Genomic DNA, 20,341 nt, shown 5'->3' with positions numbered 1-20,341 from the left:
AAGCTTGGCTAAACTCCGCCATCTTACACCGCCACTTTGGGATCCAGCCAGGGACTTTTTCGCCCAGAAACCCGGATTAGGTGAGGCGCAAAGGGCAACCCGCAGGGAATTGGGTTTGGCTTTGCACAGAGGTGCTGAGGGCGATGCTGTAGTGCATGCTGCTTTGAATGCCCCGTCCTAGCCAATGGCCACTGATCGGGGTTGCGCCACTGGGATGAGGGCTGGCGGCCAGGGCGATGTGTTGTTCGGCTACCGCTAACCCTTGGGTTGGGTCAAACCCTCGCCATCCTGCCCCTGGCAAATACACTTCCGCCCAAGCATGAAGATGAGAATGGGCCAGGCTCTGGGTGGGAACGGGATCCGATTCTGTTTCATCAGATTCTTCAGATGCTTCGGGCAACTCCGGCTCACTCACTTGATAGCCACTGACAAATCGTGCTGCTAAGCCGACTGTGCGACAGATCTCCATGAACAGCAGGGTCAGATCCCGGCAGGAGCCGGTTTTGCGGTGCCATGTCAGGCTGGCAGGCCAGGGATCCCCTTTTTCCCGCAGGATGTAGCGGCATTCGCTGTGGATGCGCTGGTTCAGCTGCTGCAAAAAAGCAGTGCTGTCTCCATGGACCTGATCCCAAACTTCCCAGGCAAGGGTTTGCACTGCGGCTTCAGGTTGAGACCCTAAGTAGGGCTGTAGCTGAGCAGCCAAGGTACTGGGATAATCAATGGGGAGGTGGGTGGCCCAATCGAAGAGAAGATAGTCGAAGGGGTTTTGCCGCAGGGTGAGCACCGTGGCTTGGGTTTGGATGCGCAGATGTTCTGTGGGATCCCCAAACCAAACTTGAACAGTAGTGTTGCCCTCTAAATCCACCAGTGGAGATTGGCCAATCGGGAGCGGATCCACCTGCAGATCAAAGGCCAAGAGGTTCTGAATCCCATCGCAGCGAGGGCGTAGGCGCAGAGTATGGGGTTCCAGTTGGGCTGGGCTGCTGTAGCGATATTCAATGAGATGACGGATTTGGATCTGCACAGGTTGGCTAAGTAAGGGGTGAAGAAAGTTGTAGGACTTAAGAGTTCACCGCCTCCACCAGAGATTGGATCCCGGCTTGCAGCCGCTCCTCAATTTCCGCTTCTAACTGTAGCTTTCCATCAGCATCAAACTGAATTTGAGCGCTGAGGATGTAAATTCCTTTCAAAATATGGGTTGCCCCCATCACCGACAGCACCGGCTTCATCGCAAAGTCAATGGCGAGCAAATGGGCTAATGTTCCTCCTGTGGCCATCGGTAAGATCACTTTCCCCGTCAGGGCATCTTGATCGAGCAGATCCAATAGCGCCTTGAAAACCCCTGGGTAGGAGGCCTTGTAAACTGGGGCGGAGATGAGGATCCCGTCTGCCTGGGCGACTTGGGCCTGAATTTGCTTGAGCTGTGGGCTATCGAATTTGGTCAGCACCAAATCCTCTGGGGGGAGATCTCGCACCGAGACGAACGGAGTGGTGAAACCCTGTCTGGGAAGTAGCCCGGCGGCATGGTGCAAGACTGCTTCTGAGCGAGAGTTGGCGCTAGGACTCCCCGAGAGCAAGAGAATGTCAGGCATGAAGAAAGGGGAAAGACTGTCTCTGTTGTACCAGGGATCCGCAGCTTCCCCAACTTTAGCTCACAGTAAAACCACACGGTTGCGCCCCCTAGCTTTGGCTTGGTAGAGAGCATGATCGGCTGCAGCCAGTAACTTTTGTCGGTTCACTTCTCCCTGAAGGTTCCCCATCGCGGCAATACCGATGCTGCAGGTAAAGGAAACAAGCTCGGATCCTATCTTTCCTATCTCTAAGGATAAAGACTCGATTGCACAGCGAAACCGTTCCGCCAACTGCAAGACCTGGGATTCTTCGATGCCTCGCACCATGAGAGCAAATTCATCCCCACCCAAACGGGCTAACAGATCTTCTTTGCGCACTTGGGCTTGCAACTGGTGTGCCGCTTGTATCAGGGCCTGATCCCCGGCCAAATGGCCCCATTGATCATTGACCAGCTTGAACCCGTCTAAGTCGAAGTAGAGCACGTAAAGGGAGGTCTGGTGGCGCAGGGCAAACTGAATCTCCAACTCCAGTTGCTCCATAAAAAAGCGCCGATTGTGAAGCCCGGTGAGGGGGTCGTAGATGGCGGCACTGGCCATTTGTAGAAAGAAGGCCTCTTCCACCCAGTCGTAGTAGGCAAACTTGAGGGTGCTAGCCCCAATTTGAATGCGATCCCCCTCTAGAAGAGGAATGCGGGTAATGCGCTCGCCATTGACGTAGGTGCCGTTTAAGCTTTTGAGATCGGTGAGAATGTAGCGCCCGTTCTCCACATCCAGCCGACAATGCTGCCGGGAAATGCCATGGTCTGTCAGTTGAATATCCACATTGCCGCTGCGTCCCAAAAACAAACCATCCTGCAGGGGTAGGGTCATGCCGGTATTGGCTCCACTCAGTACGGTCAAAAATGCCTCTGCAGATTTGCCACGGGATCCCTGTGCAGAGGCCTCTTTCGGAATTTGGGTGGTGGGCTCCTCTTGATAGGGGGAGGGGGAATCAAGGGGCATAACGGACAGGGCCATGGATTGCAATTAGAGGTGAGAAGGGCTTAGGCAGTATCTTCTAAGTAATACTCCCTTAGATTAAAGTACTTCACTCACCTGCTTATTCAGTAAAATCGCTGAATCTCTACCGACGTTTTGCTGAAGATCCACCTATCCCCTCACCTGAGGGGGAGGCTGGGGAGGTTTTGGTGAGGGTTGCCCCGCGGTTATCCCCTGAGATTCGGATTCTTTAGCCCAACCCCAGCCGGTTGCGGAAATAGGGAATGGTCAGTTGCAGGCCCGAGTGCAACGGGATCCGCGGTTCCCAGTCTAGGAGGGTGCGGGCCTTGTGAATATCCGGTTGCCGTTGTTTGGGGTCGTCTGCGGGCAGGGGATGATGGGCAATTTCTGAAGCGCTCCCCGTTAGGGCCAAGACCTGTTGGGCTAGCTCCAACACCGTGAACTCATGCGGGTTGCCCAAGTTGATCGGGCCAGGATGGGATCCATGCATCAGCCGCAGCAGGCCCTCCACCAAGTCGGAGACATAGCAAAAGCTGCGGGTTTGGGAGCCATCTCCGTAGACCGTCAGGGGATCCCCCCGCAAGGCTTGCACAATGAAGTTGCTCACCACCCGGCCATCATCCTCCCGCATGGCAGGGCCATAGGTGTTGAAAATACGGGCCACCCGGATCTCAATTTGATATTGCCGCTGCCAATCAAAAGCTAGGGTTTCCGCTAACCGCTTGGATTCGTCATAGCAAGCCCTTGGGCCAATTGGGTTGACATGACCCCAGTAGTCCTCCGGTTGTGGGTGGACTAAGGGATCCCCATATACTTCCGAGGTGGAGGCCAACAGCAGCCTGGCCTGGATCTTCTGGGCCAATTGCAAGAGGTTGTAGGTGCCCCAAACGCTGGTGCGAATGGTGCGAATTGGATCCGCTTGGTAGTGGGGGGGGGAGGCGGGGCAGGCCAAGTGATAGATTTGCTGGATCCCAGATTTTTCTAGGACTTGCGGCAAGGGATCAACAATATCTTGATGGATGAGTTGAAAAGCAGGGTTTTGCAGATGGGCTTCTATATTGAGTTGGCGACCGGTATAACCATTGTCTAGGCAGATCACCTGGTGCCCTTCTTGTAGCAGCCGCGTTACCAGATGGGATCCGATAAACCCCATGCCGCCGGTGACCAGAATCTTCAAATGACTCACCAACCCACCCCCAATACAGTCATGCCTACCTGCCGCAACGCCTGCCGATCTAGACAGTTACGCCCGTCGATCAGCAAGGGCCGCCGCATCAAGCCCGCTAAACGACCGTAATCCAAAGTCTGAAACTCCTGCCATTCAGTGACCAAGACCAGCGCATCACAATCCTGGGCCAGCCGCAGCACATCGGTTTCCACCACCACATGGGCCAAGCCCTCGCGGATCCCGGATCCCGACACCACCGGATCATAGGCTTTCACCTTGGCCCCCAGCTTGTGCAGGTGCTCGATCAGGCTCAGAGACGGGGCATCCCGCATATCATCAGTATTGGGCTTAAAGGTAAGGCCCAGTAAGCCGATGGTTTTCCCCTTCAGAACTTTCAGCGCCTGTTGCAGCTTTTCCACCAAGCGTTGCCGTTGCTCTTGGTTCACCTCGACTGTGGCACGCAAAAGACGGGCTTCGTAGCCATAGTCGGCTGCCGTTTGAATCAGAGCCGCCACATCCTTGGGGAAGCAACTGCCCCCCCAGCCCAAGCCCGCATTCAAAAAAGCGCGGCCAATCCGTTTATCTAAGCCGATCCCATCGGCCACCTGCGTCACATCCGCCCCAGTGCGCTCACAAATGTTGGCGATCTCGTTGATAAAGCTAATCTTGGTGGCCAAGAAGGCGTTGGCGGCATATTTGATCATTTCAGCAGAGGCCAAATCGGTCACCACCCAAGGAACCGGATCCCCGCTTAGCCCCCCCTGGCGGCTGAGGATTGGCTCGTAAAGTTGCTGCATGATCTCGATGGCCCGCTCACTGTCGGATCCCACCACGATGCGATCGGGGTTAAAAGTGTCGTGAATGGCGCTGCCCTCCCGCAAAAATTCTGGGTTGCTAACCACATCAAAGTGGGGCATCCAACGGGATCCCTGCAGAGTGGCAACGCTCCCTTGCCCAGTCACTGTTTCTGGATTTCCTGCTTGCCGCAGTTCCTCGAGGTGACTTTCTCCTGAGCTGTTGAACCGTTGCTTGGCGGCCTCGGCTGCCCCATCCAGGATGATCATGCGCACCCAGTCACCGGAGCCAATCGGGACGGTGGATTTGTTAACAATCACCCGATACTGCTCATCTAGATGTTGGCCAATCTCTCGAGCCACCGCCTCTACATAGCGCAAATCTGGATCCCCACTGGGTAAGGCGGGCGTACCGACAGCAATAAAGATGACCTGGCTGTTTTCGATCCCACTGCGGAGATCGGTGGTGAACCGTAACTGGCCACTGGCGGAGCCCCGCCGCACCAATTCCTCTAAGCCAGGCTCGTAAATGGGCAATCGCCCCCGCTGCAGTCCTTCGATTTTGGCTGGGTTGTTGTCCACACAAATGACTGAATGGCCGAGGTGAGCCAGGCAAGCTCCCGTGACCAACCCGACATAGCCGGTTCCAATGACCGCAACATGCATAGATCAGTCATCCTTAACTTGATCGTGTTATTTTGAACATGACTTCTGCGGATGCTGCTTCCAAGATACTTCGTTGGGGAGAAATTCTAGCTTGGGAGATATTTGTTTCCTTCTGTTTGTTTCCTTCTGAGGCCAATGGCAGAATAAGGGGTGGTTTCCTTTTTGGATGGATGAGTCTGTCGGTTTCTAGTGCAGTCTCAGGACATCGTCAGCGCCAGGTGCAAAAGGTGTTGTACATCACCCTGGGGCTGAATATCTTGGTATTTTGGGTCAAGCTCATTCTGGGACTAACGACGGGATCCCTGAGCTTGATTGCCGATGCCTTGCACAGCTTTACCGACAGCGCCAGCAACATTTTAGGCCTATTGGCCATGCGCTTTTCTTCACCAGAGCCGGATGCTGATCATCCCTATGGACACCGAAAGTTTGAGTCCATTGGGGCCTTGGGGATTGCTGCCTTTCTGGGCATGGCCAGTTTTGAAATTTTGCAGTCGGCGGTTGTCCGCTTCTTTGAACCCAATCAAACATTGGAGATCAATCAACTTACCCTCGTCCTGATGGTAGGGGTTTTGGTGATCAATCTTTTCGTCACGGTTTACGAGCACCAACGAGGTAAGGCTCTGTCTAGTCGTTTGTTGCTGGCAGATGCCCGCCATACCCTCAGTGATGTTTGGGTAACCCTGGCGGTGCTGCTGGGGTTGGTTGGGGTGCGCCTGGGGTTGACCTGGCTGGATCAAGCCTTGGCCTTTCCGGTGGGCTTGCTGGTATTTTGGAGCGGCTGGCAGGTGTTGCGAGAAAATGTTCCCTATCTCACTGACAGTGTAGCCATTCCCCCCAAAGCTTTACGAGAGCTGATCATGAGCTTGCCAGGGGTGTTGGATTGCCATGAGATCACCTCCCGCGGGATCCCTGGGCAGATGATTTTTATCGAGATGCACATGGTGGTGGAACCTCAAGATATCGAGTCGGCCCATCGTATCACCGAAGAAGTGGAGCAACTGCTGCGGGAGCGCTATGGAGCAGTGCGGGCCACCATTCATCTGGAGCCCTATTCCTACATTGAGGGATCCGATTCTTGAGGACATGTTCAGTCAGGTTGTGGGGTTTATTCTCAGTCTGCTCCTGTGCATCGGCTGTGTGGGTGGCGGACATTGGATCCCAGCAAAACAGTCAGCATTTCCCCTCATGGCCGGATTGGGATCCCATCATCACCCCATTGAAACGGAGGATCCCGTCGCCCAACGCTATTTTGACCAGGGATGGGTCTGGCTGTACGGGTTTAACCTAGAGGCGGCAATTCACTCTTTTGAAAGGGCCATAGAGCGGGATCCCGGCTGTGCTCTGTGTTACTGGGGAATGGCCTACGCTCTGGGGCCCAACTTGGCGGATCCCAGACCCCACCGATTTCAACCGTTTCAACCCCAGATTCTGGATCTGCTGGCCCAAGGGCAAACTTTGGCAACCGACCGACAAACCCGCGCTTATCTCTGGGCACTCTCTCAACGCTACTCCTCCCCTGAGCCAGAAGATGACCGACAACAGGCCCTAAACTATGCCGGGGCGATGCGCAGCCTGACCACCCTTTTCCCAGAGGATCTGGATGCAGCCACTCTCTACGCCGAAGCCTTGATGCTGCTCTCTCCAGGGCACTACTGGACGGCGACCGGCCAGCCGCAGCCCTACACGCAAGAAATCCTCACCACCTTAGAAGGGGTACTCACTCAGGATCCCGACCATCCAGGTGCCAATCACCTCTACATCCACGCTTTAGAGGGATCCCCAACCCCCGAGAAAGCGCTGGCCAGTGCCGAACGCTTGGAAACACTCGTGCCCGCTGCCGGACATCTCTTGCACATGCCCGCCCACATTTACTTGCCCCTAGAGCGCTTTGCCGATGCCTATCGAACTGGGGTCAAGGCGATCCGGGCTGATCGTGAGGTTTTACAAGGATCCAGCATCTGGCGTAGCGATTATGCCCGCACCTATTACCCTCACCACCTCAGGGTTGTCCAAGCTGCCGCTCAAAACCAGCCATTGAAAGCTTTAGGAAGCCTTGGATGAAGCTCTTCTAGACTTTCTTCTAGACTTCATATCCCTAGCTGATTTGAGGAATGGGGTATCCCTGGGCTAGAGGTTGGTCATTCGGGACCCTGCCACGTGCTCCACGGTTCCTAGCATTGTCGAAGCAGGGATCCCGTGTGAGATAGGATCAGTGAGCGCCAAAATCCTGAGGAGTTCAGGTTGAGTGCGTCAGTGTTCTTCACACCTCCAGTCACATCTCCAGCAATATGGTTAAATCCTCGGGTTCATTGCTCAATCGGCTTGCCTTTTTGCGGGGACTGCTCCTCATCCTGGCGGTGGTGGTAGCTTTTGTCTACGTGGGCTTCAGTCGCGAAGTGCGCCTGGGTCTGGATCTCAAGGGGGGAACCCAACTCACCCTGCAAGCTCTGCCCACCGAGGAAGTGACCGAGATCACCCCTAATGTGATGCAGGGTGTGGAGGCTGTGATCCAGCAGCGCATCAATGGGTTGGGAGTAGCCGAGCCGTTGGTGCAAATCAGTGGTCAAGATCGCCTGTTTGTACAGTTGCCAGGGGTGGCGGATCCGGATCGCGCTATTGCCCTACTGGGGGATACTGCCCAACTGGACTTTCGCAAAGGTTTGGTACCCGCGAATACCCTGCCCCGTAATGAATTGGGGGAGGTGACCGCTGGTGAGGAGCCTGATGCTTTATTTGAGCATGTGGGCTTAACCGGGGATCTGCTGCGCAATGCTTACCCCCAAGCGCCCCGACGGGGATCCCAAAATTGGGAGGTGCTGCTGGAGTTTAAGCCGGAAGGGGCAGAAAGATTCACTCAGCTGACCCGTGATTTGGCCGGAACCGGTCGCTCGATTGGCATTTTCCTGGATGATGTGCTGATCAGCGCGCCGGTGGTGGGGGCGGAGTTTGCTCGCACTGGCATTACCGGCGGAACAGCCGTGATTACGGGAAACTTTTCGGTGGAAACCGCCAACGATCTGGCGGTCAAACTAAAAGCGGGAGCCTTGCCAGCCCGCATCCAGGTAATCGAGAACCGCACCGTTGGAGCCACTCTTGGGGAAGTGAGTGTGCGGCGCAGCCTCTATGCCGGCATCGGTGGCATTGTGCTGGTGTTTATCTTCATGGTGGCTTACTATCGTTTGCCGGGGTTGATTGCCGATGTGGCGCTGCTGATTTATGCCCTCTGTACCTTTGCCCTGTTTCAGTTACTGGGGGTAACCATGACCCTGCCGGGGATCGCGGGCTTTATCCTCAGTATTGGCATGGCAGTGGATGCCAATGTGTTGATTTTTGAGCGCATCAAGGAAGAACTGCGGGAAGGAAAATCCCTCTACAAGTCCATTTCGGAAGGGTTTAACCGCGCCTTCAGCAGCATTTTGGATAGCAACGTCACCACGCTCTTGGTCTGTGGCGTGCTCTTCTGGCTGGGGGTGGGTCTAGTGAAAGGGTTTGCGGTGACCCTTGGCATTGGCATCTTGGTCAGTTTCTTTACGGCGCTCACCTGTACCCGTACCTTGCTCTTGGCAGCAATGGGGATCCCGAGTTTGCGCAAACCTCAGCTTTATGGTGTTCGGATGGAGGTGTCCCAATCATGACCACTCAGGAGATATCCCCGACAGATCCAACACTACAAGTCCTCCCTCAACTGAGTTATCGCTTCGATATTGTCAGGCGCAGTAAGCTGTGGTTCACCATCTCATTGGTGGTGTTGGTAGTGGGGTTAACCAGTATGGCCTTCTCCCTGGCCTCCTTCGGCACCCCCCTGCGGCTGGGGTTGGATTTTTCCGGCGGTACCCTGTTGGATTTGAGCTTCGAGCAACCCATCACCACCGAGGAACTGCGGCAAGCTCTTCAGGAACACAACTTGGCAAGCAGTGTGATTCAACTGGACACCAACACCAGCCAAGAAGCCCTGATCCGTATGCCCCCCCTTTCCGAAGAGGAACGACTAGCAGTGGAAGCCACAATTCAGCAGAAGGTTGGCCCGTTTGAGCGCAATTTGGTCGAGACTGTCGGCCCGACGGTAGGAAGGCTGCTGCTGCGTTCCGGCATTCTGGCGGTGTTGATCTCCTTCGGGTTGATCGTGGTCTATCTGACGCTGCGCTTCCAGTTAGATTACGCGGTATTCGCCATTCTGGCCCTTTTGCACGACGTGGTGCTGACGATGGGGCTGTTTGCCCTCTTGGGTCTGACGGTGGGCATGGAGGTGGATAGCCTGTTTGTGGTAGCACTGCTCACTATCATCGGCTTTTCTGTGAATGACACGGTGGTCATCTACGACCGCATCCGGGAAAACCGCCGTCTGATCAGCCGCAAGGTCAGCTTTGCTGAGGTCGTGAACCTGTCCTTGAACCAAACCTTTGCCCGCTCTTTCAACACCACCCTGACGACGATGTTGCCCCTGATTGCCATTGCCATTTTGGGTGGAGCGACCTTAAAGGGATTTGCGGTGGCGCTGTTGGTAGGGTTTAGCTTGGGGGTTTATTCCAGCATTTTTATCGCTAGCCCTCTACTGGTATGGTGGCGACAGCAGCGATCAGCCCGCATTGTTGAGGATGTAGATGCAGATGGGGATCCGGATCCGCTCCCATCTGAGGCGGAGGGCTAATGCCGCTTTGCAGGGGGTATCAGGAGGGGATAAAACACTGTTTCATCTCCTGTAGTATCTTGGCATCTTGCGAGGCGGTTCTGGCTCCCGCTTGGGCCGCCCAACACTTGAGGTTCTCAATTTGGTCGCGGGCGATCGAGGCCAAGGGCACGGTTTCGGCAATGGCTTGCAGAATGTCCTCTTGGGTGAAGTCCCGTCTGCTGTTACCCCCGCTGCCCCCAAAGGCGTTGTACATGGCATCCACAATCGTTTGTTCGATCTCCGCCCCGCTAAAGTTTTCTGACTGAGCGGCTAAAGCCCCTAGGTCGAACTCCCGCAGGCGGCTGGGGCGTAACCGCTGCAGATGGACGCGAAAAATCTCTTTGCGTTCAGCTTCGGTGGGCAAGTTCAAGAAAAAGATCTCATCAAAGCGGCCTTTGCGCAGCAATTCCGGCGGCAATAGGGGAACATTGTTGGCGGTGGCCACGATGAAAACGGGGCTGGTTTTCTCCTGCATCCAGGTGATCAGGCTGCCAAACACCCGCCGACTGGTGCCAGAATCCCCATCGGCGCCACTGGCGATATTGCCAAAAGCTTTGTCAATCTCGTCGATCCAGAGCACGCAGGGAGCCATCGCCTCCGAGAGTTGGATCATCTGCCGCACGCGACTTTCCGATTCCCCAACGATCCCAGCGAAAAGGCGGCCTGCATCCAACCGCAGCAAGGGCAAACGCCACTCGTTGGCAATGGTTTTGGCGGATAAGGATTTGCCGGTGCCCTGGATCCCCACCAGCAACACCCCCTTCGGGTTGGGCAAGCCATAGCGACGTGCTTCTTCGGTAAAGGCTTCTTGGCGCACCCGCACCCAGGCTTTCAGGTTATCCAGCCCGCCCACACTTTTGAGGCTCTCGCGGGCGGTGAAAAACTCTAGAATGCCAGTTTGGCGAATGGCCTGCTTTTTTTCCTCCAACACCAGATCAATATCCGCTTCGTTCACTTCTTGTTTGGCCGCCAGGGCACGGGCCAAAACGCGGCGAATCCGTTCTCGACTCAGACCCTGGCAGGCTTTGATCAGCTGTTCGCGGGCGAGGGAGGTGAGTTTGAGTTTCTCGGGGGCAACATAGAGCTGGATCAGGCGGCTGATCTCGTCGCTGCTGGGCAAGGGGATATCGACGACGGTGATCTCTTCTGCCAGATCGGTGGGGATCTCTAGGGTATGGCTGAGAAGGAGCAACATCTTGCGGCTGCGTTTTAGCTCACGGCTGAGGTTTTTCAGCTCGCGCACAATGGGGGCATTTTTGTCGCTGCTGGCGTTGCGCAAAATGTAGTGCAGATCCCGCAACACAAACAGGGTGTCTTCGCTCGGGGCAGAGCGCATCACCCGGCCTAGGGCGGCCATGACCGAGCCTCGATCTTCGCCGGTGTCCTGCCAGCCGCGTACCAGATCCCAAATCAGCACTTTGCGGGCGGGATCCGTGCATTTGGCCACTTGCGCCAGCACCGCATCGGCAGGCTCCTCCTCTGGAGAAACCAGGTAAATCAGAGGGTAACGAGCCCGAATCATCAAATCAAGGGCGGTGACCAGCTGCGCTTGCGGTTCGTGGGTCAAAGCTTGGCCCGAAGGGATCCCATTTGGGGAGAGATTTAACCTGCTTTCGCTCTCAGGCAGGTGTTTTGCGGCATCAGTCATGGTATCGGTCAATTTGAGACAAAGCAGGGATCCCCTGGGGCAGCAATTCTCCTAACATTAGTCGTGCTGTTTGGGCCGGATCGGGGGCTTCCATCAAAGCACGCACCACGGCTACCCGGGTGGCCCCCGCCTCCCGCACTTGGGCCAGATTGTGGGTATCGATGCCACCAATGGCAAACCAGGGAATGTGGGACTGCTGGGCCGCTAAGCGCACATAGTCCAGCCCAGAAGCAGGCTTATCGGCTTTGGTGGGGGTAGCATAGACAGGTCCTACACCGATGTAATCTACGCTAGCCGTTAGAGCCTGGGCCAATTCTTCGGGGTTGGTGGTAGAAAGGCCAATCAGCTTATGGGATCCCAGCAACTGTCGGGCGTAAGGGACAGGCAAATCGGTTTGCCCCAGGTGAACGCCATCGGCTTGGCTAATCAGGGCCAAATCCACTCGGTCGTTGACGATCATCAGAGCATAGTAACGGTTGCACAGTTGCCGCAGCAGCTTCAGATCCCGCAGCTTTTCGCTGTCGGAGAGGTTTTTTTGGCGATACTGCACCAGGGTTACCCCGCCGCGCAGGGCTTTTTCCACGGCCTCTAGCCAATGGGGGACGGGACTGGTCACCAGATACAGGTGAGCCTCCGAAAGGCGTTGCCGCAGGGATCCCCCCAACAGTTCATTTTCCAGTCCGTAGAGGCGATAGCGCATGTCTTGGGCCAGCTTGGCCAAGCCAGGAGCCACCCAATGGCTAGCTTCGGCCAGTTTTCCGTACTCTTCTAAGACTCGTAGAGCTTCCTGAACGCGGCTGCAATTGGCCTGCAACAGATGGCTGAGATCGCGACGCTGCTCTTCTTGGGGATGGGAGAGTCGCGTGCCCGGATCGGCGGGAGTATCGCGGGCAAAGCGCAAGGGATCGCTGTGCCACTGGGCCAAAGCCTGACGCATGGCTTTGCATTCGCCAGAAAGGGTCGGATCCTCCAGGCCGAAGCGGAACCATTCTTCTAGTACCCGCAAACCCTCGCGGGCGCGATCGAGGTTGACATCAAGAATACGGGCAATGGCCTGAGGTTTCATATTCCCTTCATGTGGGAAAAGCTTTCTTCACTGTAAATCGGAATGGTTTTCTTCTGCAGAGCTTAGGGAGGGAGCCTCCGGCTGCTGCCACAGTGCGTTGAGAAACGCTTGTTCTAGGGTATGTCCCCAAGCAAATTCTCGCGGGCTAGGCTGTTCTGGCAAGTAGGCCCAGGCATAACGCTCGCAATCGGGAAAGTAGCGAATTTCCCACCAGGTGCCACCGACGGGCACATCCTTCACCGCCCGCCAAAAAGGGCCGCGATGGCGGGTGAGACGCTCCTCGACGAAATAAGGGCCCTCTAGGTGGAGGGTTTCTACTGCCGCGATGAACTCGGCCCGTTGTCGCTCATTTCGGATCATCTCCTCAGTTCCGCTCTCAGATTGGCTCTATTTTAGGAGGAGATTTCTGGTGTCATGTGGGATCCCTCTCGATTCAGCCTAGATCCCGATTGGATCCGCCGCGGGTGCTGTGTCTGAGCAATGGACACGGGGAAGATGAGGTGGCTAGTCGGATTGCTCTTGCCCTTGTGCAGTTGGGGATCCAAGTGCGGGCCCTGCCGATTGTGGGGGAAGGAAAAGCTTATGTGCGTCAAGGGATCCCGATTTTGGCAACTCCTCAGGTGATGCCCTCGGGAGGGTTTATCTATCAGGATTGGCGGCAGCTGTGGCGAGATCTGCGGGGAGGGTTACTGGGGTTAACAGGGCGACAACTGGCAGTGATCCGGAAAGAAGCTCCTCAGACGGATCTGATGTTGGCGGTGGGGGATATCGTGCCCTTGCTGATGGCTTGGTGGAGCGGTATCCCCTATGGGTTTGTGGGTACGGCCAAGTCGGATTACTACTGGCGGGATGAACAAGGCCCCTATCACCCAGCCTGGATCCCGTTTGCAAAGCAGGTTTCTGATTATTTGCCCTGGGAACGCTGGTTGATGGGTCGAGAGCGCTGTCGCGGATCCTTTCTGCGGGATGAACTGACGACCACCGCCCTGTACAAACGCGGATTGAGAACCTTTTACCTGGGCAACCCGATGATGGATGGGCTGGATGCACAAAGGGACTTGCCGCTGGATCCGAACCGACCGGCGTTGTTGCTGCTACCCGGATCCCGTCCGCCGGAAGCCTATCGCAACTGGGCCTTGATGATGCAGGTGGTGCAGGGGATCCCACCCGAGATTCAGGTCTATGCCGCCCTCAGCCCCAACCTAGAGCCAGCCCAACTTCAGGCCTGGATCCCGCCGCAACGACGTGATATGCCCCTCATCTGCACAGATTTCGGCGCCTGCGCGCAACGAGCCACCATAGTGCTGGCCATGGCCGGAACCGCAACGGAGCAATGCGTAGGCCTAGGCAAGCCGGTGATGACGCTGCCGGGAGAAGGGCCACAATTTACCCCCCGTTTTGCCGAAGCCCAAACTCGCCTGCTGGGATCCGCGGTTCACCTCACGTCTGTGGAGCACGCCCCCACGTTACTTCGCCAGCTTCTAGAGCGCTTGGCCACCGATCCCACCTACACCGCACATCTGCAAGCTCACGGACGCCAACGCATGGGAGCCCCTGGTGCTGCTCAGCGCATCGCAGCTCAAATACAAGTCTGGCTAATGAGAGATTTGGCCCAAGTTTGAGGCCGACCGGACAAGGTATATAGTGATCAAAACGGTGATCAAAACAATTAAAAAGTTTCTTAACAAACGAATGTCAGGCAGTGTTTTATTAGAGAGCAGTTGGTGGATCCCCTCCTACGGGTTAGCGGGGGCAGCCTTGGCCACTCCCTGGGCGACAGGATGGGTCAAGCGCCGTGGCCCTCGTCCAGCGGCCTACATCAACATTTCGCTGACTTTGGTGGCTCTGGCCCACGGTGCCTTGGTGCTGCAGCAGGTGTGGGGTCATGCTCCTTACATCGTGGACTATCCCTGGTTTCAGGTGGCGGATCTAGATTTGTCCCTGTCCCTAGAAATCTCTCCCATCACCATGGGGGCAGTGGTCTGGATCAGCGGTCTCAGTTTGTTGGCGCAGATCTACGCTCTCGGCTACTTGGATAAAGACTGGGGGCTGGGGCGCTTTTCGGCGTTGATGGGCTTTTTTGAGGGAGCTCTCACTGGCATTGCGATTAGTGATTCGCTGTTTTTGAGCTACGCGCTGCTGGAGATGCTCACTTTGTCTACCTATCTGTTAGTGGGCTTCTGGTACGCCCAGCCCTTGGTGGTGACGGCGGCGCGGGATGCCTTTTTAACCAAGCGGGTAGGGGATCTGCTGCTGCTGATGGGGGTGGTGGCGGTTTCCAATTTCTCGGGGGCTTTGACGTTTTCCGATTTGCGGGATTGGGCGGCGACGGCCAGCTTGGAGCCCACTTGGGCGGCCTTGATGGGGTTGGCTTTGATGGCGGGGCCACTGGGAAAATGTGCGCAATTTCCGCTGCACCTGTGGTTGGATGAGGCGATGGAGGGGCCAAACCCGGCCTCAATTATGCGCAACTCGGTGGTGGTGGCCTGCGGGGCTTTTGTGCTGATTAAACTGCAACCCCTTTTGGCTCTCTCCCCGATTACGGATGGCTTTTTGGTTACTATCGGTACGGTTACGGCGATTGGCGGATCCCTGGTGGCGCTGGCGCAAATTGATATCAAACGCACCTTTTCCTATTCCACGAGTGCCTACTTGGGCTTGGTGTTCGTAGCTGTAGGGATGCAGCAGCCGGATTTGGCGCTGGAGCTGTTGTTGATGCACGGCATGGCCAAAGCATTGCTATTTACGGGGGTGGGATCCATCATCTACACCACTGCAACCCAGAACCTGACGGAATTGGGGGGATTGCGCAGCCGCATGCCTGCTACAGTGACCGCCTTTGCGGTGGGATCTTTGGGAATGGTAGCGCTGTTGCCGCTGGGCTGCTTCTGGACAATGGCCCGCCTAGCGTTGGTATATAGCGTTTTGCAACCGGCCTTAGTGGGGGTGCTGCTGTTGGTGAATGGCCTCACTGCCCTAAACCTGATGCGGGTGTTTGGCCTAGTATTTCAGGGATCCATACAGCCCAAGACCCGCCGTGCGCCGGAGGTGGGCTGGTTGATGGCTTTGCCAATGGGGATCCTGGCGGTGCAAACCCTGCTCATGCCCTGGCTGCTCTGGCACTGGCAGCTCTATCCGGGGTGGATCCCCAAATTGAAGCTAATGGCAGCCTTGCTGGTTCTCTCCGGTGCGGTGGGAGCGGGTGTGGGCGGCTGGCTGTACTGGGGGGGCAAACGGATGCTGCATCTCCCCTGGCCGGAGGTGCAAGATCTGCTGGCCTACGACTTTTATACAGGGCGGTTATATCAAGCCCTGGTGGTGCAGCCGGTCAGTGCCCTCTCGCGGGGGTTGGAATGGCTCGACCGCAACTGGGTGGATGGCTTGGTGAACGGGGTGAGCTTGGCCTTTTTATTTAGTGGCGAAACCTTGAAGTACACCTTGTCAGGGCGGATGCAACTGTATGTGCTGCTGATTTTGATTGGGGTGGTGGTGGTGGTGACCTGGTTGATGCGCTCTCCTGGCTTGGGGTTGGCCTAAAGAATGAGCAGTGGCTTTACCTTTAGCTTCGACTTGAGGGCGTTAACTCGGGATCAAAACATATCAGAACATTTCAGACTTGCAATTAGCAGAGGTTTTGTGGTGAGGGTGCGATTGGCTAGGAGAGAAGAATGTTAAGCCTATTGATCGGGATCCCATTGCTGGGGGCAGCGGTGATTGGGTTGATCCCGGAGCAATTGGATCGGCAGATCCATCGAACATTAGCCCTAACGTTTGGGCTGATTTTGTTCGGCCTGAGTATGGGGTTGTTGCTGCAATTTGATCCCAGTCTGGGATCTTTGCAACTGGCGGAGACGGTGCCTTGGATCCCGCAATTGGGCTTGATCTACGAGTTAGGGGTGGATGGTATTTCCTTACCTTTAGTGGTGATGAATGGCTTGCTGGTGCTAATCGCCATTTGGGCTAGTGGCAAAGTGGAGCGGCCTCGCCTTTATTACAGTCTGTTGTTGATGTTGGCGGCGGCAGTGGCAGGGGCCTTTTTGGCGCAGAACTTACTGCTGTTTTTCCTGTTTTATGAGATCGAGCTGATCCCGCTTTATTTGCTCATTGCCATCTGGGGCGGGCCACGCCGCACCTATGCGGCCACCAAATTTTTGGTGTATACGGCCCTATCCGGGATCCTGCTTTTGATTGGCTTCTTTGGCCTCAGTTGGCTGAGTGATACCAACAGCTTCACCTACGCGGTGTTGCAGGCTCATCCCCTGCCCTTGGTACAGCAGAGCTTGTTGTTGATCCCGATTTTGTTGGGATTGGCCATTAAAATCCCCTTGGTGCCTTTTCATACTTGGCTGCCGGATGGGCACGTGGAGGCTTCCACCCCTATTTCTGTGCTCTTGGCAGGGTTGCTGCTGAAATTGGGCACCTATGGCCTGTTGCGCTTTGGCTTGCAGCTGTTGCCGGATGCCTGGGAGCAGGCGGGGCCGTGGTTGGCGGGTTTGGCGGTGGTGAACGTGCTGTACGGCTCCTTCAATGCCCTGGTGCAGCAGGATATGAAGAAGTTGGTGGCCTACAGCTCGATTGCCCATATGGGCTACATTTTGCTAGCGGCGGCGGCGGCCACTCCTCTGGCTTTGGTGGGATCTATCTTTCAAATGATCAGCCACGGTCTGATCTCGGCGCTGCTGTTTCTGTTGGTGGGGGCGGTTTACACCAACACCGGCACACGAGATCTGAAGCTGCTAGAGGGCTTGCTCAATCCAGAGCGGGGCTTACCGTTGATCGGCAGTTTGATGGTGTTGGGGGTGATGGCCAGCGGCGGCACGCCGGGTATGGTGGGCTTTATCGCCGAGTTCATCGTCTTTCGCGGCAGCTTTCCGGTGTTCCCCTTGCAGACCCTGCTGTGCATGATCGGGACGGGTCTGACGGCAGCTTATTTCCTGCTGATGGTGAACCGCGCTTTCTTTGGCCGTCTATCCGATGTCGCGATTGCTATGCCCCGGCGACGCTTGGGGGAACGGTTGCCAGCGGCGGTGTTGGCGGTGATCGTGGTGCTGCTGGGGTTGCAACCGGCCTGGGTGACGGGCTGGGTAGAGCCGACGATGGTTCATATCCTGGATCCGGCCTCAACAGCGGTGGTGCTTGCCCCGGTGAGCGATGTAGGTCATCCAACTTTGCTTTGAATGGCTTTGAATTTTTAGTTTGATTTTTGGCTGATTGTTGATGCTTCCTTCCTCCCATGACTTCCACTTTGCCTCGTGATGGCTCTTCTCTTTCTCCCTCCTGTTTTCTGCTGGTGGGTCTGGATCCGTTGGATCAGGTGCGGATTCGCCCGATTTTGCAGCGCTTGGAGGCGGGGGGTGCCCTGCTGCCGGATTCGCTGATCAACCGTCTGGAGGTGATCGGGATCCTCCACAGCTACGGGGAGGTGTTGGATGCCTATTCCCGCAATTTGATCTTCATCGCCGACCACCAATTTCTGGAGCTGTTCCCAGCCTTTAAGTATTTCAATGGCGAGATTACCCCTGGCAAGTGGCTGCGTTACCTTTGGCATGACCGCATCAACTACGAGTTTGCTGAATACTGCATGAAGGCCATGCTTTGGCATGGGGGGGGCGGTTTGGATGCCCATCTGGATACGCCGGAGTTTATCGAACGGGCCAAGGCCGCCATTCGAGCCAAGATCCAGTTCAACCCTTTTTTGCGGGGCTTGGGGCTGTTCTTCCCCGATTTTGGTCTGGAACAGGTGCGGATGCTGGCCATGTACAGCGGTTTGGGCCAGTTCTGGCGGGTGATGAGCGATCTGTTCTTGGCTTTGGCCAAGCGCTACGAGACGGAACCTCACCTGACCATTACCGATGTGGTGGCCCATGTGCAGCAGGGGTTGGTGGATGCTGCTGACAAACCGATTACTTATGCCCCGCGCATTTGGGGTCAACGCCATGAGGTGATCCCGCAGTCGGTGGGGCTGACCTTCCTGCCGGATACCGCCATTCCCTACGTGGAGGCGGTGTTCTTCCGCTCGTTTCCCTTCATGGGTACCCTGTCTTACAATGCCCAGGCCGGGCAGATCCCGGAGGAACAGGCGGATTTTGCCTATGGGGCATTGTATGCGGATCCGCTGCCAGTGGGCAGTGCTGGGATCCCACCCACCCTGCTGATGCAGGATATGATGCGGCATTTGCCCCCCTATTTACGGGAACACTATCGCCGTAGCCTGCGGGGAGAAGATGATCTGCGGGTAAAAATCTGTTTAAGCTTTCAGAAATCCATGTTTTGTGTCACCACCGCTGCCTTGCGCGCCCTAGCTCCTTTTCCCCTAGAAACTCAGGATCCCCAGCAACAATTGGCAAACCGGGAATTCCTCACCCCTTGGCTACAACGATTGGTCGGATCCCGACTTTTAACTGTGCAGGAGGTTTAGTTAGGGGCAGAAGTGTTGAATGGAGACATAAAACTTTACATTTCGCCCTATGAGACTCCCACGAGTGTCTTCGGCATCCAGTCAAAGCTCCAATGGACAATCGAACAGCGAGGACTTAATTCGAGTTACAAATATCGCAGCTCATATCAAATCTCCGAAGATTTGCTACATATAAGAAGACGTTAGAGCCAACCGCCATGAGTGGAGTCCTCAAAATCGATATCGCTGAAACAGCAGAAGAACTAAAAGCCGTCTTGGAACAACAGCAACGGTCATCACAGCGCCGTAAAGTACAGGTGTTGTGGTGGCTCAAAACAGGACAAGCGAAGCGTGTTGAGCAGTTAGCCCAACTGAGCGGTTGCCATCGCACGACCGTGTCTCGGTGGCTGAGCCAGTATCGACAGAGTGGACTCGAAGGGTTGGTGGAGGTAGCATCTCGCAGTGGACGACCGCGAGCGATTAGCGGTGAAGTCCTGGCATCTTTAGAGCGGGAACTGCAAGATCCAGAAGGCTTTAGCAGTTATGGAGCGGTGCAGCAGTGGCTCGCAGCGGTGCATGGTCAACGGGTGCCCTACAAGACGGTGCATAAGACGGTGCGCTATCGGCTCAAAGCGAAGCTCAAAGTGCCCCGTCCGGTGTCAAAGAAGCAGACTCCTGGGGCGTGCGAATCCTTTAAGCAAACCTTGCAGCCCAGATCAGCCAGTCGCTTCCGCCAGCCTTGAGACAACGCTACAGGAGGCGAATCCGCTATTGGTGCAGCGATGAGAGCCGCGTCGGACTGCTGACGGTTCAACATCGCAAGTTGACGGGCTTTGGGGTGCAGCCGATGGGTTCAATTCAATGGGAGTTTGTGTATCGGTGGCTGTACGGTCTCGTGGAACCGCTGAGCGGTGCCTCGTGGATGGTCGAGTTTTCTCATCTCGACAGTTGTTGTTTTGAGGCGTTTTTGCACAGCTTTGCGGCTCAGTTCCCCGATGATTTACATCTGATTCAGGTGGATAATGCCGCAGCCCATACGGCTCAGAACCTGACGATAGCGGACAATGTCATCTTGGTGTTTCAGCCGCCTTATTGCCCTGAGGTCAATCCCATTGAGCGGGTCTGGCGGGAACTCAAGCGGGAGCTAGCTTGGGTTCACTTTGATGATGTTGGCCAACTCCAGCACGCCATCAGCCAGTGGGTTTGTCGGCTGAGTCGCTGCGATCGCTGACTCAGTGGGATTGGATTGTCGATTCTCTATGTGTAGCGGGTATTTAGAGAATTGATATTACGGATGCTAAGCGTTGGCCTTAGCCTGCCACCAGCTCAAGACGATAAGGGTCTAGCCCTCACTCTTTTCACT

The 20,341-nt window shown here is 55.9% G+C and carries 18 protein-coding genes; 10 read left to right on the top strand and 8 right to left on the bottom strand.

All coding sequences use genetic code 11. The features are described 5' to 3' along the window. Positions 1-76: 76 nt before the first annotated feature. The 5 genes from L1047_RS15870 to L1047_RS15850 all read right to left on the bottom strand — a co-directional run bounded on the left by L1047_RS15870 (position 77) and on the right by L1047_RS15850 (position 5,198). The gene (locus L1047_RS15870) at positions 77-1,024 is read right to left on the bottom strand and encodes a transglutaminase family protein (protein WP_235280039.1); all 948 of its coding nucleotides are present in this window, start codon (positions 1,022-1,024) and stop codon (positions 77-79) included. A 37-nt stretch (positions 1,025-1,061) separates the two neighbouring features. Beyond that, the gene (ssuE, locus tag L1047_RS15865) at positions 1,062-1,592 is read right to left on the bottom strand and encodes an NADPH-dependent FMN reductase (RefSeq protein WP_235280037.1); all 531 of its coding nucleotides are present in this window, start codon (positions 1,590-1,592) and stop codon (positions 1,062-1,064) included. A 60-nt stretch (positions 1,593-1,652) separates the two neighbouring features. Continuing rightward, positions 1,653-2,588, bottom strand: coding sequence for a diguanylate cyclase (locus L1047_RS15860; RefSeq protein WP_235280036.1), 936 nt, complete (start codon positions 2,586-2,588; stop codon positions 1,653-1,655). Between the two features lie 211 nt (positions 2,589-2,799). Continuing rightward, complete coding sequence (locus tag L1047_RS15855; protein WP_235280103.1) at positions 2,800-3,747, bottom strand: UDP-glucuronic acid decarboxylase family protein; 948 nt, start codon at positions 3,745-3,747, stop codon at positions 2,800-2,802. A gap of 5 nt (positions 3,748-3,752) precedes the next feature. Beyond that, positions 3,753-5,198, bottom strand: coding sequence for a UDP-glucose dehydrogenase family protein (locus L1047_RS15850; protein WP_235280034.1), 1,446 nt, complete (start codon positions 5,196-5,198; stop codon positions 3,753-3,755). Between the two features lie 170 nt (positions 5,199-5,368). Between L1047_RS15850 and L1047_RS15845 the strand changes: the two genes are divergently transcribed. The 4 genes from L1047_RS15845 (at position 5,369) to secF (ending at position 9,846) form a co-directional block, all read left to right on the top strand. Beyond that, a complete protein-coding gene (locus tag L1047_RS15845) occupies positions 5,369-6,277 on the top strand; it encodes a cation diffusion facilitator family transporter (protein WP_235280032.1) in 909 nt (302 codons plus the stop codon). Between the two features lie 4 nt (positions 6,278-6,281). Then, entirely contained in the window at positions 6,282-7,259 is a 978-nt protein-coding gene (locus tag L1047_RS15840) for a hypothetical protein (RefSeq protein ID WP_235280031.1), read from the top strand. A 227-nt stretch (positions 7,260-7,486) separates the two neighbouring features. Continuing rightward, a complete protein-coding gene (secD, locus tag L1047_RS15835; protein ID WP_235280029.1) occupies positions 7,487-8,833 on the top strand; it encodes a protein translocase subunit SecD in 1,347 nt (448 codons plus the stop codon). Beyond that, complete coding sequence (gene secF, locus L1047_RS15830) at positions 8,830-9,846, top strand: protein translocase subunit SecF (protein WP_235280028.1); 1,017 nt, start codon at positions 8,830-8,832, stop codon at positions 9,844-9,846. Before secD ends, secF begins: the two co-directional genes overlap by 4 nt. A gap of 19 nt (positions 9,847-9,865) precedes the next feature. On the opposite strand, the gene L1047_RS15825 is transcribed toward secF, so the two are convergent. The 3 genes from L1047_RS15825 to L1047_RS15815 form a co-directional block, all read right to left on the bottom strand. Beyond that, entirely contained in the window at positions 9,866-11,389 is a 1,524-nt protein-coding gene (locus L1047_RS15825; RefSeq protein WP_235280102.1) for an AAA family ATPase, read from the bottom strand. Between the two features lie 118 nt (positions 11,390-11,507). Continuing rightward, positions 11,508-12,581, bottom strand: coding sequence for a thiamine phosphate synthase (locus L1047_RS15820; protein ID WP_235280026.1), 1,074 nt, complete (start codon positions 12,579-12,581; stop codon positions 11,508-11,510). A gap of 27 nt (positions 12,582-12,608) precedes the next feature. Further along, positions 12,609-12,941 (bottom strand): hypothetical protein, encoded by a 333-nt coding sequence (locus L1047_RS15815; protein WP_235280024.1) that lies wholly within the window; start codon positions 12,939-12,941, stop codon positions 12,609-12,611. Positions 12,942-12,997: 56 nt separating this feature from the next. Here L1047_RS15815 and L1047_RS15810 point away from each other — a divergent pair, with 56 nt between their 5' ends. The 6 genes from L1047_RS15810 to L1047_RS15785 all read left to right on the top strand — a co-directional run bounded on the left by L1047_RS15810 (position 12,998) and on the right by L1047_RS15785 (position 20,209). After that, positions 12,998-14,203 (top strand): lipid-A-disaccharide synthase-related protein, encoded by a 1,206-nt coding sequence (locus L1047_RS15810; protein ID WP_235280022.1) that lies wholly within the window; start codon positions 12,998-13,000, stop codon positions 14,201-14,203. A 70-nt stretch (positions 14,204-14,273) separates the two neighbouring features. Further along, positions 14,274-16,118: an NAD(P)H-quinone oxidoreductase subunit F gene (locus L1047_RS15805; RefSeq protein ID WP_235280020.1), complete on the top strand. Its 1,845-nt coding sequence runs from the start codon at positions 14,274-14,276 to the stop codon at positions 16,116-16,118. A gap of 131 nt (positions 16,119-16,249) precedes the next feature. After that, positions 16,250-17,758: an NADH-quinone oxidoreductase subunit M gene (locus L1047_RS15800; protein WP_235280018.1), complete on the top strand. Its 1,509-nt coding sequence runs from the start codon at positions 16,250-16,252 to the stop codon at positions 17,756-17,758. Positions 17,759-17,814: 56 nt separating this feature from the next. Beyond that, the gene (locus L1047_RS15795; protein WP_235280016.1) at positions 17,815-18,999 is read left to right on the top strand and encodes a CO2 hydration protein; all 1,185 of its coding nucleotides are present in this window, start codon (positions 17,815-17,817) and stop codon (positions 18,997-18,999) included. 197 nt (positions 19,000-19,196) lie between these two features. Further along, positions 19,197-19,721 (top strand): helix-turn-helix domain-containing protein, encoded by a 525-nt coding sequence (locus tag L1047_RS15790; protein ID WP_235278654.1) that lies wholly within the window; start codon positions 19,197-19,199, stop codon positions 19,719-19,721. Further along, a complete protein-coding gene (locus L1047_RS15785; protein WP_235278655.1) occupies positions 19,718-20,209 on the top strand; it encodes an IS630 family transposase in 492 nt (163 codons plus the stop codon). Before L1047_RS15790 ends, L1047_RS15785 begins: the two co-directional genes overlap by 4 nt. Positions 20,210-20,341: the final 132 nt, after the last annotated feature.

Source organism: Synechococcus sp. Nb3U1 (genome assembly GCF_021533835.1).
Taxonomy (GTDB): Bacteria; Cyanobacteriota; Cyanobacteriia; order Thermostichales; family Thermostichaceae; genus Thermostichus.
The sequence above is the reverse complement of the archived record's forward strand: the minus strand, read 5'-3'. Positions and strand labels throughout refer to the sequence as shown.

Excerpts from the sequence above, each read along its gene's own strand:
- ssuE (WP_235280037.1), bottom strand. The coding sequence starts at position 1,592 with ATGCCTGACATTCTCTTGCTCTCGGGGAGTCCTAGCGCCAACTCTCGC.
- L1047_RS15860 (WP_235280036.1), bottom strand. The coding sequence starts at position 2,588 with ATGGCCCTGTCCGTTATGCCCCTTGATTCCCCCTCCCCCTATCAAGAG.
- L1047_RS15850 (WP_235280034.1), bottom strand. The coding sequence starts at position 5,198 with ATGCATGTTGCGGTCATTGGAACCGGCTATGTCGGGTTGGTCACGGGA.
- L1047_RS15845 (WP_235280032.1), top strand. The coding sequence starts at position 5,369 with ATGAGTCTGTCGGTTTCTAGTGCAGTCTCAGGACATCGTCAGCGCCAG.
- L1047_RS15840 (WP_235280031.1), top strand. The coding sequence starts at position 6,282 with ATGTTCAGTCAGGTTGTGGGGTTTATTCTCAGTCTGCTCCTGTGCATC.
- secD (WP_235280029.1), top strand. The coding sequence starts at position 7,487 with ATGGTTAAATCCTCGGGTTCATTGCTCAATCGGCTTGCCTTTTTGCGG.
- secF (WP_235280028.1), top strand. The coding sequence starts at position 8,830 with ATGACCACTCAGGAGATATCCCCGACAGATCCAACACTACAAGTCCTC.
- L1047_RS15825 (WP_235280102.1), bottom strand. The coding sequence starts at position 11,389 with ATGATTCGGGCTCGTTACCCTCTGATTTACCTGGTTTCTCCAGAGGAG.
- L1047_RS15820 (WP_235280026.1), bottom strand. The coding sequence starts at position 12,581 with ATGAAACCTCAGGCCATTGCCCGTATTCTTGATGTCAACCTCGATCGC.
- L1047_RS15815 (WP_235280024.1), bottom strand. The coding sequence starts at position 12,941 with ATGATCCGAAATGAGCGACAACGGGCCGAGTTCATCGCGGCAGTAGAA.
- L1047_RS15805 (WP_235280020.1), top strand. The coding sequence starts at position 14,274 with ATGTCAGGCAGTGTTTTATTAGAGAGCAGTTGGTGGATCCCCTCCTAC.
- L1047_RS15800 (WP_235280018.1), top strand. The coding sequence starts at position 16,250 with ATGTTAAGCCTATTGATCGGGATCCCATTGCTGGGGGCAGCGGTGATT.
- L1047_RS15795 (WP_235280016.1), top strand. The coding sequence starts at position 17,815 with ATGACTTCCACTTTGCCTCGTGATGGCTCTTCTCTTTCTCCCTCCTGT.
- L1047_RS15790 (WP_235278654.1), top strand. The coding sequence starts at position 19,197 with ATGAGTGGAGTCCTCAAAATCGATATCGCTGAAACAGCAGAAGAACTA.